This is a genomic window from Mesotoga infera, from assembly GCF_900157305.1.
Classification (GTDB): domain Bacteria; phylum Thermotogota; class Thermotogae; order Petrotogales; family Kosmotogaceae; genus Mesotoga; species Mesotoga infera.
The window spans coordinates 1,774,292-1,789,488 of record NZ_LS974202.1 but is presented as its reverse complement, the minus strand read 5'-3'; the positions used below and the strand labels follow the sequence as shown (position 1 = coordinate 1,789,488).

General features: G+C 47.8%; 14 protein-coding genes. 8 read left to right on the top strand and 6 right to left on the bottom strand.

Annotation, left to right across the window (positions count from 1 at the left end; translation table 11 throughout):
* Position 1: 1 nt before the first annotated feature.
* From MESINF_RS08060 to MESINF_RS08025, 8 genes are all read left to right on the top strand, one after another.
* Entirely contained in the window at positions 2-1,675 is a 1,674-nt protein-coding gene (locus tag MESINF_RS08060; RefSeq protein ID WP_169699342.1) for a phosphodiester glycosidase family protein, read from the top strand.
* A gap of 23 nt (positions 1,676-1,698) precedes the next feature.
* The gene (gene fusA, locus MESINF_RS08055) at positions 1,699-3,771 is read left to right on the top strand and encodes an elongation factor G (RefSeq protein ID WP_169699341.1); all 2,073 of its coding nucleotides are present in this window, start codon (positions 1,699-1,701) and stop codon (positions 3,769-3,771) included.
* A 112-nt stretch (positions 3,772-3,883) separates the two neighbouring features.
* A complete protein-coding gene (locus MESINF_RS08050) occupies positions 3,884-4,162 on the top strand; it encodes a DUF503 domain-containing protein (RefSeq protein ID WP_169699340.1) in 279 nt (92 codons plus the stop codon).
* Positions 4,163-4,231: 69 nt separating this feature from the next.
* A complete protein-coding gene (gene yqeK, locus MESINF_RS08045; RefSeq protein ID WP_169699339.1) occupies positions 4,232-4,822 on the top strand; it encodes a bis(5'-nucleosyl)-tetraphosphatase (symmetrical) YqeK in 591 nt (196 codons plus the stop codon).
* A complete protein-coding gene (locus MESINF_RS08040; protein WP_169699338.1) occupies positions 4,809-5,519 on the top strand; it encodes a hypothetical protein in 711 nt (236 codons plus the stop codon). Before yqeK ends, MESINF_RS08040 begins: the two co-directional genes overlap by 14 nt.
* Positions 5,519-6,724: an LCP family protein gene (locus MESINF_RS08035; protein ID WP_169699337.1), complete on the top strand. Its 1,206-nt coding sequence runs from the start codon at positions 5,519-5,521 to the stop codon at positions 6,722-6,724. Before MESINF_RS08040 ends, MESINF_RS08035 begins: the two co-directional genes overlap by 1 nt.
* A gap of 9 nt (positions 6,725-6,733) precedes the next feature.
* Positions 6,734-7,684 carry a GAF domain-containing protein gene (locus MESINF_RS08030; RefSeq protein ID WP_169699336.1) on the top strand — a complete coding sequence of 317 codons (951 nt, stop codon included), beginning with the start codon at positions 6,734-6,736 and terminating at the stop codon, positions 7,682-7,684.
* 126 nt (positions 7,685-7,810) lie between these two features.
* Positions 7,811-8,974, top strand: a complete 1,164-nt coding sequence (locus tag MESINF_RS08025; RefSeq protein WP_169699335.1) for a type III PLP-dependent enzyme — start codon at positions 7,811-7,813, stop codon at positions 8,972-8,974.
* 25 nt (positions 8,975-8,999) lie between these two features.
* On the opposite strand, the gene MESINF_RS08020 is transcribed toward MESINF_RS08025, so the two are convergent.
* The 6 genes from MESINF_RS08020 to MESINF_RS07995 form a co-directional block, all read right to left on the bottom strand.
* The gene (locus MESINF_RS08020) at positions 9,000-9,848 is read right to left on the bottom strand and encodes a rhomboid family intramembrane serine protease (protein WP_169699334.1); all 849 of its coding nucleotides are present in this window, start codon (positions 9,846-9,848) and stop codon (positions 9,000-9,002) included.
* Positions 9,849-9,858: 10 nt separating this feature from the next.
* Positions 9,859-10,779, bottom strand: a complete 921-nt coding sequence (locus MESINF_RS08015) for a hypothetical protein (RefSeq protein WP_169699333.1) — start codon at positions 10,777-10,779, stop codon at positions 9,859-9,861.
* A complete protein-coding gene (locus tag MESINF_RS08010; protein WP_169699332.1) occupies positions 10,776-12,461 on the bottom strand; it encodes an Rqc2 family fibronectin-binding protein in 1,686 nt (561 codons plus the stop codon). Before MESINF_RS08010 ends, MESINF_RS08015 begins: the two co-directional genes overlap by 4 nt.
* A gap of 437 nt (positions 12,462-12,898) precedes the next feature.
* Positions 12,899-13,741, bottom strand: coding sequence for a 4-(cytidine 5'-diphospho)-2-C-methyl-D-erythritol kinase (ispE, locus tag MESINF_RS08005; RefSeq protein WP_169699331.1), 843 nt, complete (start codon positions 13,739-13,741; stop codon positions 12,899-12,901).
* On the bottom strand, positions 13,708-14,280 hold the full coding sequence (locus MESINF_RS08000; protein WP_169699330.1) for an NUDIX domain-containing protein: 573 nt from the start codon (positions 14,278-14,280) through the stop codon (positions 13,708-13,710). The genes ispE and MESINF_RS08000 overlap by 34 nt, the downstream gene beginning before the upstream one ends.
* A 13-nt stretch (positions 14,281-14,293) precedes the next feature.
* The gene (locus MESINF_RS07995; RefSeq protein ID WP_169699329.1) at positions 14,294-15,130 is read right to left on the bottom strand and encodes a hypothetical protein; all 837 of its coding nucleotides are present in this window, start codon (positions 15,128-15,130) and stop codon (positions 14,294-14,296) included.
* Positions 15,131-15,197: the final 67 nt, after the last annotated feature.

Genomic DNA, 15,197 nt, shown 5'->3' with positions numbered 1-15,197 from the left:
CATGAGACGTCTGTTTATTCTTCTTTTCACCGTTGTTTGTCTCACCGCCCTTTCGAAAAACCTCGTTTATCTCGATGAAAAAGGCCAGATGATGACCTACGCAGATGTCGTCATATCGAGTCCTTCCGGTGAGTTCGTGAGCATCGAAATCATCGACAAAATGCTGAAAGGAGTGGTGATTTCCCAGTCTCTCCGCCAGGAGGAGACGATCATGATTTTGCCCTCCGGAGCGATTGTTTCGCTTTCGCATAAAACTTCCAGGGCAACTGTTGAATTCGGGAACGAATTCGATAATGCTCTTCTGATAAGAGACGGTGTGGTGTACATAAATTCCGAGCTGCTCTCGGTCATAACCAGAGCTTCAATTTTCAGCGGAACTAACTCGCTGGTGCTGTATTCTCAGCCTTTGAGGATCAAGAAGATCGACAATCAGGTTGACAGCATCAAAATTTTACTGGACAGGAAGGTTCTTCCCGACTTCATAACCTATTGGTGGACCGGGAGTGGCTCGCTGGCGATAACCCTTCGCCCGGCTATGGTCGATCCGTTGCTTGACTACGACGAAGTTTCGATATCATCCGGAAGAGACTTTGTTCGCCTGATTTTCGACAAACCCTGGGGCGATATCGAGTACGAGATCGATGGATTGTACGTGGTTTTCCGGAGCAAGAGCGGACTGGGCAGGATGGTCCAGATAGAAACCGCTTCCAGTTACTCTTTGAGTCTTTATGAGTCGTATGTCGATGGCCGCAGGTTCAGCATGTCTTATCTCGAAATGAATCCCGAGAAACTCGTCTTCTCGGTCGAGCTTGCTTACAACGGTATAGCCGCGCTCGAAAAGGCTTCCGATATCTTCAATCGAAGAAAGCCAGAAATAATGATCAACGGCGGGTACTTCGACCAGAATCAGAACCTACCCATTGGCCTGCTAATAAGAGACGGAGAGGTACTGGGTCTGCCCTCGCTGGGTAGACCGGCTCTGTATGTAACCGACAAGGGTAGAGTTTACGTCTCAAGGATGGATATAATTTACCTGGCCGAAATCGGCGGAAGAACCGTACAGATAACCGGCGTCAACTCTCCGTACAGAGGAGAGGTCGTTCTCTACACTGACGAGTATAGAAATACCCTCCCTGAATTCGACGATTTCCAATACTTGGTGATCGAGAACTCCGGAAGAGTCGTCTCGAAAGGTTACGTCTCCTTCGTAAAGCAGGGCACTAACGTTCTCGTCCTATCGCCGTCGGCGGTCCAGAAGTCGGGAAACATTTCCGTCGGCAATACCGTCAAATTCAAACTTATCAACTCCTATGGAGAAAACCTGGTCTCTGCGGTTGAAGGCGGTCCGATGATAATCCACGACGGCGTTCCGGTAAGCGATTACGAACGAAACTATTACTCCTCATCCTTGATAGACGTTCGCGCCCCAAGAACTCTGGTGGGCATCAAGAAGACTGGCGAGATAGTTTTCATAGTCATCGACGGTTACCAGCAGAGCAGCTATGGTCTATCCATGAAAGAAATGATAGAATTTTTCAAGGACAAAGGTTTCGATTCCCTGATGTGTCTGGATGGCGGTAAGTCCTCCATAATGATGGTTGAAGGTAAAGTTGTTAACACTCCTTCTTCTGGAATACCTTCCCTTCCAGTAGTTATAATGGGTACACGTAAATAGACAGATTTGGAGGTGGTCAGATTATGAACAAGATTCCGGTCGATGCCAAAAGAGATATCGCGCTCATTGGACACCACGGCTCCGGAAAAACTCAGCTGGTGGATGCGATGTTGTTCAATGCCAAGCTTATTGATAGAACAGGCATCCTGGCAACTGATACTGAAGAGATAGAAAAGGAGAAGAAGGCCAGCTTCTCTATGGGAGTAACGAGTTTCACTCACGGAGAGAATAGAATATACGTGCTCGATACTCCAGGTATGGCCGATTTTATGGCTGAGACGGTCAACGGTATTTATGCCTGTGAAAACGTGGTGGTGGTCATAAACTCGACGGCTGGAATGGAAATACAAACGGAGAGGTTCGGTATGATAGCCAGAGAACAGGGCAAGGGCATCATAGCCTTCTTCAACATGCTAGACAAAGAGAGAGCGTCCTATCAGGACACTCTGGGCGATCTCGCAGACACCTTCGAGAGGACCCCGGTACTGGTTCAGCTTCCGATCGGCAGCGAAGGAAACTTCAAGGGACTGGTCGATCTGATCACTATGAAGGCCTACATTTACGAAGGCAATAGCGGGACCTTCAGTGAATCGGCTATCCCGGCCGACCTCGTCCAGATGGCCGAAGAGGCCAGGACAAAGATGATCGAAGACATTGTGCAGAACGACGAAGAACTCATGATGAAGTACCTTGAGGGTGAGGAACTCTCCGGCGACGAAATAGTTGGTGCGTTGAGAAAGGCTTACCTGGCAAATGAAGTTGTTCCGGTTCTTCTCGGCTCGGCCTTTAAAAATATCGGAGTCCACCAGTTGCTAGATTTTGTCGTAAGCGTAGGCAAAAAGACTTCCGAAAGTTCCCCGAGGAGCGCCATTCTCCTTTCAGGTGATAAAATCGAAGTCAAACCGACCGAAGAAGAACCCCTGGTGGCTTACATCTTCAAATCCGTCGTTGATCCCTTCGTTGGAAAGCTCACCTATATGAAGCTCCTGTCGGGAACTCTTAAACAGGGCGACACTTTTGTCGTCGTAGATCAGGATTCCCAGGAAAAGGCCGGTCACGTGATACTACCAGAGGGTCTCAAAGAAATCGAGGTCGATGAAGCCACGGTCGGCGATGTAGTGAAACTCAGCAAATTGAAGAAAAGCGCTGTCGGAAACACGGCAACGCATAAAGATAGACAGATGAAACTCGATCTTCCCGTACTGCCCGAACCTATGATCTCAAAATCTATTCAGCCGAAATCCAAGGGAGACATAGACAAGATAAGCGGAGGTCTGGCGAGACTTGCCGAGTCCGACCCGACTTTCAAGTGGGAAAACGACCCGGAGACCAACGAAACGGTCATCAGCGGTCTTGGCTCGGTCCATCTCGACATCATGATAGAGAGACTCAAGAAACTCTTCTCGGTCGATGTTGAAGTCGGCAAGCCGAAGATAGCCTACAGAGAAACTGTCAGAAAGACCGTAGAAACGGAATACAAGCATAAGAAACAGACCGGCGGCCACGGTCAGTACGGTCACGTTCAGATAAGAATAGAACCAAACGAACGCGGAGCCGGTTTCGAGTTCATCGACAAGATCGTTGGAGGCGTCGTGCCAAAGAACTACATACCGGCCGTCGAAAAGGGAATAGTCGAAGCTATGAAGAAGGGTGTTTTAGCCTCTTATCCAGTCGTGGATGCGAAAGTCACGCTCTTCTACGGATCTTACCATGACGTCGATTCTTCAGATATGTCGTTTCAGATAGCTGCCAGACAGGCCTTCAAAAACGGTATGACCGATGCCAACCCTGTTATTCTAGAACCTATAATGGATATCGAAGTCTTCGTTCCTGACGAAGCTACCGGTGACATAATGGGCGAGATCACCTCAAGAAGGGGCCGTCCCATGGGAATGGAGCCCCAGGGGAAGGGTACCTCAAAAATCATCGCTCAGGCTCCTCTTGCCGAGATGCTAGATTTCGCGAACAAGCTGAGTTCAATAACCAGCGGCAGAGGCTACTTCACCATGAAGTTCAACGGATATCAGGAAACCCCGCCCGATGTCCAGCAAAAAATAGTGATCGAACGCCAACGCGAGCTTGAAGAACAGAAATAATTCAGAAAATTTGCCGGGAGCCCTGCAATTGGGGCTCCTTTTTTTATGAACGGAGCTTTGGACCTTTCCGTCATAAAGGCAGCGAAATCTTTCTTTTCGGGAGGAAGCGTCGATGCATTTCGGTTATATGACTTACCTTGTTAAGCTCGAGAACATAAACTCCTTGAAGGAGAAACGCGGTGTTGTTAGACCGGTCTTTAACGACCTCAAGAAAAACTTCAACGCCTCCGTAGTCGAAACGGGTCGTCATGATTGCTGGGAAGAGTTTGAAGTGACGGTTGGAATAGTTGCTAACACTAGAGGAGAATTGGATTCTCTCTTCAATTCAGTTTACGAGCGAATCATTTGGAATGGCTTCGAAGTAATAGGTGAGAGCGGCGAATCCTGGTGATGATGGTGAGTTTAAAATCTATAGATGAAGTCAGCGAATGCGGGTTTCTTAAGAGAGGTTGGAATAATCATGAGACGTAACTCTCCGGTAGCCGAAGATCTAGTCAAAAAGGCAAGATCTCTCTGCACCGCATCCAGGCTCGAACACATCATGGGCGTCGAGAGGCTCGCGGTAGAATTGAGCAGACTTCACGGTGAGGATGAAGAAAAAGCTTCTCTGGCCGCTCTGGGCCACGACATCTTCAGAGACCTTCCCGGAGGCGAGCTGTTGAGACTGGCAGCCCTTTATGATCTCGAACCGTGCGCCCTTGAATTAAAACAGCCCGTACTGCTCCACGGAAAGGTGGCGGCCTCTCATATCAGGGTCGAGTACGGGATCGATGGCGATATCTTCGAATCGATATATTGGCATGTAAGCGGTTATCGCTCGCTCTCAAGACTGGCGAAGATATTGATGGTCGCCGATATGGGAGAAGAGACGAGGCAGTTCACCCAGGCGGATGAGATCAGAAAACTGGCGAAAGGTGATCTGGAAAAATCTTTTCTCAACGTGATAAGATTGAAGATACAATGGTCACTGAACTCGGAGAAGTGTCTACTTCCCGAAACTGTATTGGCATGGAATTACTGTATTGGAGGTGCCGATTATGTCTCTGATTAAGCCGAAGAGACGTCGTGGTCCGAGGATGCTGTGGTTGATCCTGGTGCCCATATTTATCGTGGTGGCGCTGGGCCTCTATGTATATCTGACAATGAACGGTGTCAATAACAGCAACGAAGTCAAGGCCAGATACGTGGATTATCTCTTCTACCTGGAAGAGCCGGGTGGTGGTTCTTATTACTACCTGTTGACCTCAAATGACGGCAGGAGCTCGCTGGTGACCTTCCCGGTCTATTCAACTATCGAAAACTCCAAAGAGGTCCTAGATCCAAAGCTTGAAGCCTCGGCAATGAAGCTTATCCAGAGCTGGCTAAACACGAGTAGTGATTACTCATATTACGTGCGCCTCTCCAACACGCTCCTGAGCAACCTTTCTGAATCTCTCGGAATCAAGGCTACAAATGCCGTTCAGTTGATCGATGGAATGGCTATGAGAGGATTCAAGCTGCTCGATTACTGGAAACTTGGGGGATTTTCCAAGACGATAAAGGAATTCAGCCCCTCGACTACTATTACTCCTAAAGGCATGGCCGTTCTTTTGAAAAGACTGAGCACATCTTCGAGGATGGCTTATCAGGTGGAGACGCTCACTCAGTACCCGTTGAAGATAAAAGTCGGTGTAACCGGCGAGTCGGTCAACAGATTGTACATAAAGAACGATTCTATAGAAAGTGTGAAAAAGGCACTGGCAAGGTGATGAAAAGAGCACAGTACCTTCTTTTCTCGTTGTGTATGGTTCTAATGGTTCTTTTCTTCTCTCTGCTGGTTCTTCTCTTCAGAGGGGCTTATTTCTCCATTACAAACCTGACGACCTCGGAAGAGAGCTTTCTCATAGTCGGTATAGACACCGGAGGGAAGGCAAATAATTCTATCGGTGGTCGGACCGATTATATCGCTCTCTTCTATCTCGACGATGCCGGTATTTTCAACATCAAGAGCATACCGCGCGATACCATCATAACTTATAACGGTGTCGCGAGGAAGATAAACTCCCTCTACAACTCTTTCGGTATGAATGCACTGATTTCACAGGTGGAAACTCTCACCAAAAGGAAGATATCCGGTTTCATGATAGTCGATTTCAACACGGTCAACAATCTGACTGATTTCACTGGCCCTATCCAGGTAAATGTGCTCATCCCAATGCACCACGACGACTACCAGCAGGACCTGCACATCCACTTTGAAACAGGTGTTCACTACCTTGAAGGGGAAGACCTTCTGAAATACCTCCGCTTCAGAAGTAACGATACAGGCGATTTGGGGAGGATAGAAAGACAGAAGTACGTCATAAACCAACTCGTCTCCCAGCTCATACAGGCAGGACCGAAGAAGATCCTGGATCTGATCGATTACGTCATGAGCAAGACAGAGATCAGCATAGATAAAAAGACGCTCCTTGGAGTCGCTTACAGCTTTCTAAGGAGCAGCAGATCCATCACCTTCTCCCAGATAGATTATTACCTGGACAGGGACGGACAGATAATTCCAAGAGAGCCCGCGGCCACAACGGTCCAGACACCGGTAGAGCCTGTCGCTAGTTCGCCCTCGATACTGGTGGTAAACAACATACCCGATTACGAAACAAGACTGGGAAATTTCGCCGAGACCGTTAAGAATCAGTGGTTGAAACAGGCCGGTATAAAGGTAGAAGCAACCGGAATAATCCCTGAGATATCGGGTATTGAGAAGCGCGAAACATACTTATTCATAAACTCCAGAGCCTCCGAAGTCAGGGACGCTTTTTCTCTGGCACATCTCTACCACAACCCTGTGGTAATTACTACATACAACTTCGCCAACATAGAAAAATACTACGCTCTACTCGATTCGCTCTCGAAAGAAAGATTCTATCCGGCTACTTACGACGCAATGGTGTTGCTGGGCGTCGGAGGAAAATGAAGGAGGACTATGAGAAGCATTTTCAGAGATTTCACCTACGATTATTTCAACTTATTGGCTTACCCTAAAGAGAAATGGTACGACTTCTGGCTAGTCTATAGAGAGAAGCATCCGAGGGTTCTCGAGGAATATATGCACAAAAACAACCTCGACGACTCATCGTTGAGAATGGAGCTGGAAGGGCTTGACAGGAGAGAGATAGACAGACTTTCACAGTACTGGCAGGAAGCCGGTCCCCGCGAAAAGTCATGTGTTCTCAAAGCGCTTGGAGCCATGTCTGCCGACCTCCACCTTGAAAGGGAGGACTTCGTAATCCACATACTCGGTGGCCTGGGGAAGCAGGAGCATCTCATTGTACCTACCTCTAAGGGAAATGTTGTGATGATAGACCTTTTGAATTGCTGGAAGAGTGGAAATATAGACGACTTTCTCGCAGTAGTGACGAGGGCTCTGGAAGACTTTCTCGACTACTCGCGGATACACGTCAGAAACACAATGAACGACCAGGAGAGAAAAGAGCGCTATACATTCCTTTTCCAAAGATTGATCAAGGAACTCGACGGTCTGTCTTTTGAGCATAAAATGGAAAAAACTGTGGTCTTTCTCGACAAATACATAGAACACTACAACTGGACAGGTTTCTACCTGGCCGACGATGAGAATCACCTCGTACTCGGTCCGTACGTGGGAGAACCAACAGAACACACCAGGATACCTTTTGGGATCGGCATTTGCGGTCAAGCGGCCGAAACTAAAAACGTCTTTCTCGTCCCGGACGTTGCGAAGGAGAGCAATTACCTCTCGTGCAGTCCGAAAACGAAATCGGAAATTGTACTCCCTTTGATAAAGGAAGAGAGAGTAATAGGTGAACTGGATATTGACAGTCATTTTCAAAATAGTTTCTTAGATTCCGACAGAGAGTTTCTGGAAAAAATCTGCCAGTTCCTGATTGGCAGCTGAAAGTGGCTGACAAATTGCTATTCAGTATTGTAACTTTTTTAAACTAAAACTGACATTTTATCTTTGGCATTCTTTCATACTAATGGTGCTACAATAACTTGATCATTTTATGGGAGGGATGCCGTAGTGCACATAACGCCTGAGGTAAGAAAGGCCGCAATGGAAATAAAGACACCGTTCTTGATAATGGATATGGACTACGTTAGAAACAATTACTTCGACATAGTAAACCATGTAAGAAATGTCCAGGTGTTTTACGCGGTTAAGGCGAATTCACATCCAAGGATCATCGAAACCCTTCGGGATCTTGGCAGCAACTTCGATGTAGCATCACGTGGAGAGATCGAGAAGCTCCTTTCCCTTGGAGTAACTCCGGAGAGAATGAGTTTTGGCAACACGATAAAAAAAGTGGAAGATATAGCCTTCGCTTATTCGGTGGGTATTGATTACTACGCGGTCGATTCCGAAATGGAAGTCGAGAAGATCGCCGCCCACGCCCCCGGGAGCAAGGTTTATGGAAGAATAGCTACCAGCGGCGGTGACTGCGATTGGCCGCTCTCAAGGAAGTTTGGAACTGATGTCAACCATGTTATCACGATCCTCGAATACGCCGATCAACTTGGGCTTGATGCGTACGGTGTAAGCTTTCACGTAGGCTCCCAGAACTACAACGTCAACAGCTGGGACGACGCCATAAAGGATGCTGCGCAGGTTTTCAAGGCTCTGAGATCGAAAGGCATAAACCTCAGAATGCTGAACCTCGGAGGTGGAATGCCTGTTAAGCACATTCGGGAGATCAAATCAGTAAAGGCCTACGGCGACGTTATAAACAAGGCCCTGAAGAAGTACATGTCTTTCGTTACCGATCTGGATCTCTTTATCGAACCGGGAAGGTCGATGGTGGGTAACTCGGCCATTCTGGTAAGCCAGGTGATACTTCGAAGCAGAAAGGGAGACGAAGAATGGGTTTACATCGATGCTGGAGTTTTTCATGGTCTAACGGAGACTATAGAAGGCTTCAGGTACGAGGTCCTGACCGAAGGAAAGGTTGACGATACAAAGATCTCCTTCCACCTGGCTGGGCCGACATGCGATTCCGTGGATACCATTTACCATGAAATCGATCTACCCAAGAACATAGGTTACGGAGACATCGTTTATTTTATCAACGCCGGTGCTTACACCACAGAATACGCAACCAATTTCAACGGCATCGAAGCACCAAAGATCTATTTCGTTGAAGATTTCGTAGATGCACAGATGCCAATAGAAGGCGACTTTGCAGAATAAGGGCCCCGAAAGGGGCTCTTATTTTCTATAGAAACTTTCTCAGCTTCTCAAACTCCTCTTTCGATATGAGATCTCTTTTGAAGAGCTCCCAAAGAACCTTTGAAGCTACCTCTTCATCCTTTAGGTTGCTCAACTCGCTTCTCAGCTGGGCTAACCTCACGGTTCTCTCTTCGGAATCGCCATTCTTGAGGGCGTTCAGAATCGGTAGATACTTGATGAGGATCTCCTGCGAGACCTCCTGGGAACTCTTCTCCGTAACCCTCGTATAAACTCTCCTCTGTCTTCCAAAACGTGCATAGGCCGGCTTTGCGAACCAGCCGATGGCCGCTCCGGCTATCAAACCACCAATATGGGCGGCGTTGCTTATACCCGGAATACTAAAACCGAGGAAGAGGTTTATTAGAATTATAGGGAGAAGCGAATAACCCGTTATCGATCTCAACATCACCGGGGTGTCCTTCTTCAATCCCAGAGTGAAAAGGATTCCTACAAGCCCGAAGATCGCACTGCTCGAACCTATGGTAAGGGCCGGTGAAAATGCCGCGGCGCTTAATCCTCCGGCGATACCTGTCACAAAATAGAAGAGCAGATACAGCTTTTTTCCATAAACGGCCTCGACAACCATACCTAGCTGAAAGAGTGCCCACATGTTGAAGAGAATGTGCATGAAATTTCCATGAAGGAAAAGCGCCGTAACCGGAGTGTATATCAATCCGCTTGAGAGCGCGTACCTGCTGACCCCACCGTAAAGAGTTATTAGATCCCGCAGGCTTTTACCTCCGGGACCTTTGAAAAAGCCAAGTACCGCTATGAAAAGGTACACGGCGACGTTTATGACTATTAAGACTATCGTAGAGTTTCTGTATCGATTCAAAATACCCTCCCTATACCAAGAGCCTTATCAATCTGTTGAACTCGTTCTCGCTAAGCAGCTCCTTCGAAAGCAACTGATCGAGAAGCGATCTGGCATGATCGGTCTTAAGATCTCCCAGATCCTTGAAGAGCAAGGCTATCACTTCTTTGCGATCTTCCGGTCCATTGACACGACTCAGACTCTCGGAATATTTTTTCAGCAGATCTTCGGCTAATTCCTCCGATTCTCTATTTACTTCTTTATCCAGTCTTCTCTCTTGTATAATGACCGATTTCATAGATTCTCTTTCGAGTTTCTTCTCTAAGAAGTTATGCAACTTTTGAAAGGAATATAACCTGTACCTCATAAACCAGCTGAAAAGCCCGTAGGTTACGAGAGTGAAGAGCAGTACGAGAATCACCGAAAGCGGTTTGGTGACTAATAGTGGAATATTCCTCGCTTTCCCTTCGAGAGATTGTATCTTCATCTCGTCGTTGTACAACAACATTATCAGTTTGGCATAAAGAAGGATTGAGGCTATTCCCGATAGAAAGAAGATCCAGCTGAAGAGCACATACCCGGTTCCAAGCACCCCAATCAATTCTTCCATTCTTGGAGCCTCCAGGGTTATATCGACATTTTCAAGTATCGCCTTTATCACGAACAGCCCCGAAATGTTCATAGCTATGAAAGAGGCCGAATAAAGTATGACCCATAACCTCGCGTTCGTATAGATCTTCAGGTTCCTCAAGTCTTGTTCAACGATCAGTTTCTTTGTCTTCATCATCTTGAGGTGCATATCTCTGTTGCGGGCCAGAACGTACCATATGTAGAGACTAATGATCATACCGATGATCGACATCGTCATAGAGATGGTGGGACTGGCGAAAAAGATCGAAGCGTAAGAAAAAAAGCCTCCGATGAAGAATAGATACGACGGAAGTCTTATCAAAGCCTTTCCTCCAAATCCGTAGAAAGATCGACTAGGATAGTTTTCGCCTTTCTGTAAATCACCATTCCTGGCTTTGCTCCCTTCGGCTTAATAATATTGCCAGCCAGCGTATAGGCGACCTCCACTTTGCCTGAAAATCTGCCCTTAGAATAATGTCCAGCGAGTGCGGCGCCAAAGCGTATCGCCTTCTCCGAAATGTCTTTCCCGGCCCTCTTAAGTATAACATGAGCCCCAGGTATCCCGCGGGCATGAAACCAGAAGTCTTCTTTTGAAGCGGTCTTGGTTATTTCGTCATTCTGTGTGTTGTTCTTTCCGACCAGGTACTTGAATCCGTACCTCTCAAAGATCCTCGGCCCGGAAGGAGGCATCCTCCTTCTCTTCTTTTCGACGCTCTCCGCCCTGATGATCCCTGCCTGTCTCAATTCGCCCTTGAAGGAATCCAGTTCGGCCAGATTCTCTGAAAGCCGTACCATCTCTTCGAGCTGTTCAAGATACTCCCTTTCGTCGTTGACTTCTTTCAGTCTCCTGGTTAACTGGATCTCTTTCCTGCGGGATTTGTCGTAGTATTTGAAAAAAAGCTGGGCATTTTCTGAAGGTGTGAGTCTATCGTCCAGATCTATCTTGATCCTTTCACCGCTCTTCCAGTCTTCGAGTTCGATACTGGGTGTTCTCTCTTTCAGTCTGTAAAGGTTGGCCACCAGTAGTTCTCCATAATACCTGTAACTGTCGTAATCGTTGACTTCCTGCAATTCCTTCTCTAACTTTTCGATCAACTTTTCCTGTCTTGCGATCGCCTTGAGCAGCTTTCCGACAATCGATCTACGTCTGCGATCTATCTCCCTATCGACTCCGAAATGGACGAGCACCTCGTTTATCGCCTTAGAGGCCTGCATTTCTTTACAATCTCCCTTGAAATCTAGTGGTATGGGCGAGATCTCCAGCAATCCCTCGTTCAGGCAAGTGTATAGTATGGAGCTGTCGAAATCGCTTGCCATCTTGCCTAGAAAGGCACACAGTTCATCGAGTCTTTCATCTTCCAACTTGGCCGGAGCGATTTCCTCCAGACCCAGGTAACCGGTTATATTTTCCGAAGTCCTTTTTGAGATGCCGGAGAATGTGCTCCATATCGCTTTAGAAAGTTTCTCGCTTGATCCGAGTATCAAACTCCTGATCTCCCCGATTGGCAGGTTCGACAGATCCTTTCCCCTCGGTTCGGGCGGTACATATCTGGCCCCACGGGTTAGTGTCCTCTTTTCGGTTATCATCTCACGAAAGGCTTGGATGATGTTTCCCCAGTCATCTAGAACGATCATATTCGAACCCGGTCCCATCAATTCTATAACCAGCTGGTAACTCTCTCTCTCACCGAAGGCATTTACTCCCTCCAAGGCCAAACGCACGATCCTGTCCATTTTCTCCTGGGCTATCGACTCGAGAAAGAGACCGTTCAAATGCCTGCGAAGATAAATACTGAAGGGTGTCTCCAGCGAAGCGGAATTTTCATCTCTGTCACTGGAAGAAATGTATGGCGTAGAAGGGTCAAGAGAAACATTCAGTCCAGACCGGGAAAATTTGAAGAAGAACTCGCTCTTACCCGTCTGATAAACTTGACGCAGCTGCTGACCTGTCACATTTTGCAGTTCGTTGACCACTCTCTTCAAAACCAGGCCATCGAATATCACAGATATAACACCTCATTTCTGAATTCTAGTTATAGAGCAGTTTTTGGTCCTTCGTCCCGGAGCGTGGATCCGTCCTTGGGAAGAGCGATTAATGTCGTTCTTCGTTGCGGAGCTAGGAACTTTGTTCTTCGTTCAGGAGAGCGATCAGAGCAAAAATTATGAGAAGAACAGTTCCGACGCCGCACGTCCAGGTTCCTGGTAAAACTGAGGTCAGAGGATAGAGATGTGGGGTGTGAAGAGTGATAAGATCTTGACTTTCTACCTCTAACCTGTCACCTCTAACATCTGTTTAGAGAAAGGACGATAAGAACTAGATTCCGTATAGATATCCTACGGAATGACAGTTTTATAATCTTCTTGTCATAAGGACCGTGATTCTTTATACTGCTCTTATTCACAACTCACCATTCACAACTGCTCCTGTCGCCCTTCTTACCTTACCCATCTGTTGAAGTGACGAAATTGTATTCGCCATCCATCCCTTCGAACAGAGAGAAGAGGGTAGACCCCGACCCTGTCATTCTGGTTACTATGGCCTTTCTTTTCTCTCTGAGTTTATTGTAAGCTCTCTCGATCACCGGAAACTTTGCAAAGACCGGTTCCTCGAAATCGTTCTTCGAGAGTTTGCCAATGAGCACCAAATCACGCTCCCTAAACGCCGAGAGAAGCTTTTCTACCTCTTTATTACTTAACTCCTGTCTATCCGACGATCTGCCCAGAAGAGCATAAGCCAAAGGAGTCGAGACCTCGATCCCCGGGAAGCAGAGATCTACCGAGTAGCCTTTCAGATCGCCGGGAAAGGTCAGAACTTCTCCACGGCCTGTTCCGATTGCCGTACCGCCCCTTAGAAAAAAAGGTACATCGCTCCCAATAGAGCAGGCAATCTCGAAAATTGCTTCTCTTTCGATATGAAAGGTCTCCCCGAGGTATCTCAGAAGTGCCGCGGCGTCGGAGCTGCCGCCTCCGAGACCTCCGCCGGTAGGTATTTTCTTTTTTAACTCCATCTCAAGAGCCAGCTCTTTGCCAAGGTGCTTCTCCACGGCTTTAAAAGCTTTATAAAGTGTGTTCGAACTATTCCACGCAAGATCGGTGTCGCTCTTGAAAAAGCTAGTGGATACCCCCGGACGTAGGATCAATTCATCGTAGAGATCTATCGTCTGAAAGATAGTCAGTATCTCGTGGTAACCATCCTCTCTCTTCCGGCCAACTTGGAGAAAGAGATTGACTTTCGCGGGGCATTTCAGAGTTACTTCAACCAATTCATCACGATCTGCGACCATGTTTCCATCTTCTCTCTGTGCATTTCTAACTCTTCGAATTCTACCATCGAACCGGTGAACTTGTCCTTTTCGTTGAAGCCGTGAAAGACTACGCCGGCGATATAGACTATCCCTATGTGGACCCTGCTCACGGCCGTGGAGAGATCGTTGAGGATACCCAGATACTCCAGAGAGGAGATATCCACATTCACCTCCTCGTCGATTTCGCGCCTCATACCTCTCTCGAATGCTTGCCAGGGATTCCGACCGTCTTCGGGGTTTATATGGCCGCCGACCCCGATCGAGTATTTATCATGAAGTCTTGACTCACCCTGCCTGTTCGTCCTGCGCATCAAGAGATACCTCTTTTCGTTTCTCAGAATCACATAAGGTATTATCTGCCGGCCGCTTTCATCTCTTTCAGCTTCCTCGCGGGGGACAAAACATCCGTAAAGCTCGACGGTTTTTTTTATATACTCTAAAGGAAGAGCCAGCAGCCCGTCGCGGGTTACCAGCTCTCCAAGACGATCAACATCGACTACGAGAACTTTTTCCTTCAAACCGTTCTCCCCACTACCAGCTCTTGTTGGGGAAGAGAACCATGGCCGATCCCTTCAGTGCTGCGAAAATTATGTCTTCTTCGTTGTACTGGGAGGAAGGAGCCGTCTTCTGTACAGCGATCACTCCGAAATAGTAATCTTCATCCCAGAGATGGCTGCCCGGCGGTAATAGATTGCCTTCGCTGAAGGCGAAACTCACGAATGTGCCGATATCTTCCTCGACGAACTCCTCCACGGCTCCGGGTACGTAGTAACCGTTTATCTTGACCAGGTGTGTGGCCCTGTTATCGCTTTTTCTGGCTCTGAAAAGCCACAGGTCATCGGTGAAGCGATCGATGTTCTGGACCTTTACCTTCCAGCCTGTCGCCCGCCAGCCGCTGAAGGTGGTGGGTTCGATCCTGACAGCCCAATCGCCAGTGGTGGGAGCGTTGTTGAACATGGTGCTCATCTGGGCGTTGGAGTATGTGTTGCTAGGCAATTTTGTCCAGGCCTGGAAAAAGACCTCGCCGGCGTTGTATATTGCCCCGGCGCTGGTAGGATCGATCCCGAAAAGTAACCTCTGGGCGTATGGATCGAATCCCACACCCGATTCCAGGAAGCCCTCTTTGTAACGGACGAAGTTGGGGACTCTGTTCGACCAGGAGAAAGAGAAGGCACCAAACCAGGTGGATGGCTGTCCGAAGGTCGTTCCTGCCTTCTCGAAGACCTCCACGAGAACGGATGTCTTCGGGTTGTAGGAAACCGTTTGGCTGTATTCCACGGTAACGAGAGCGCCATCATCGTCTTGGCCCGTCGCTCTGGCAGTTATCTTGACCCTTCCCGTCTCGGGAACGGTCGGAATATAGACCACTACTGTATCATCCTTGAATCGGGCGCTCTTCATGATCTTGAGATTCTGCGCGGTGATGTCCTGCCAG

Coding starts and splice junctions, on each gene's coding strand:
- MESINF_RS08060 (WP_169699342.1), top strand. CDS start 2: ATGAGACGTCTGTTTATTCTTCTTTTCACCGTTGTTTGTCTCACCGCC.
- fusA (WP_169699341.1), top strand. CDS start 1,699: ATGAACAAGATTCCGGTCGATGCCAAAAGAGATATCGCGCTCATTGGA.
- MESINF_RS08050 (WP_169699340.1), top strand. CDS start 3,884: ATGCATTTCGGTTATATGACTTACCTTGTTAAGCTCGAGAACATAAAC.
- yqeK (WP_169699339.1), top strand. CDS start 4,232: ATGAGACGTAACTCTCCGGTAGCCGAAGATCTAGTCAAAAAGGCAAGA.
- MESINF_RS08040 (WP_169699338.1), top strand. CDS start 4,809: ATGTCTCTGATTAAGCCGAAGAGACGTCGTGGTCCGAGGATGCTGTGG.
- MESINF_RS08035 (WP_169699337.1), top strand. CDS start 5,519: ATGAAAAGAGCACAGTACCTTCTTTTCTCGTTGTGTATGGTTCTAATG.
- MESINF_RS08030 (WP_169699336.1), top strand. CDS start 6,734: ATGAGAAGCATTTTCAGAGATTTCACCTACGATTATTTCAACTTATTG.
- ispE (WP_169699331.1), bottom strand. CDS start 13,741: ATGGTCGCAGATCGTGATGAATTGGTTGAAGTAACTCTGAAATGCCCC.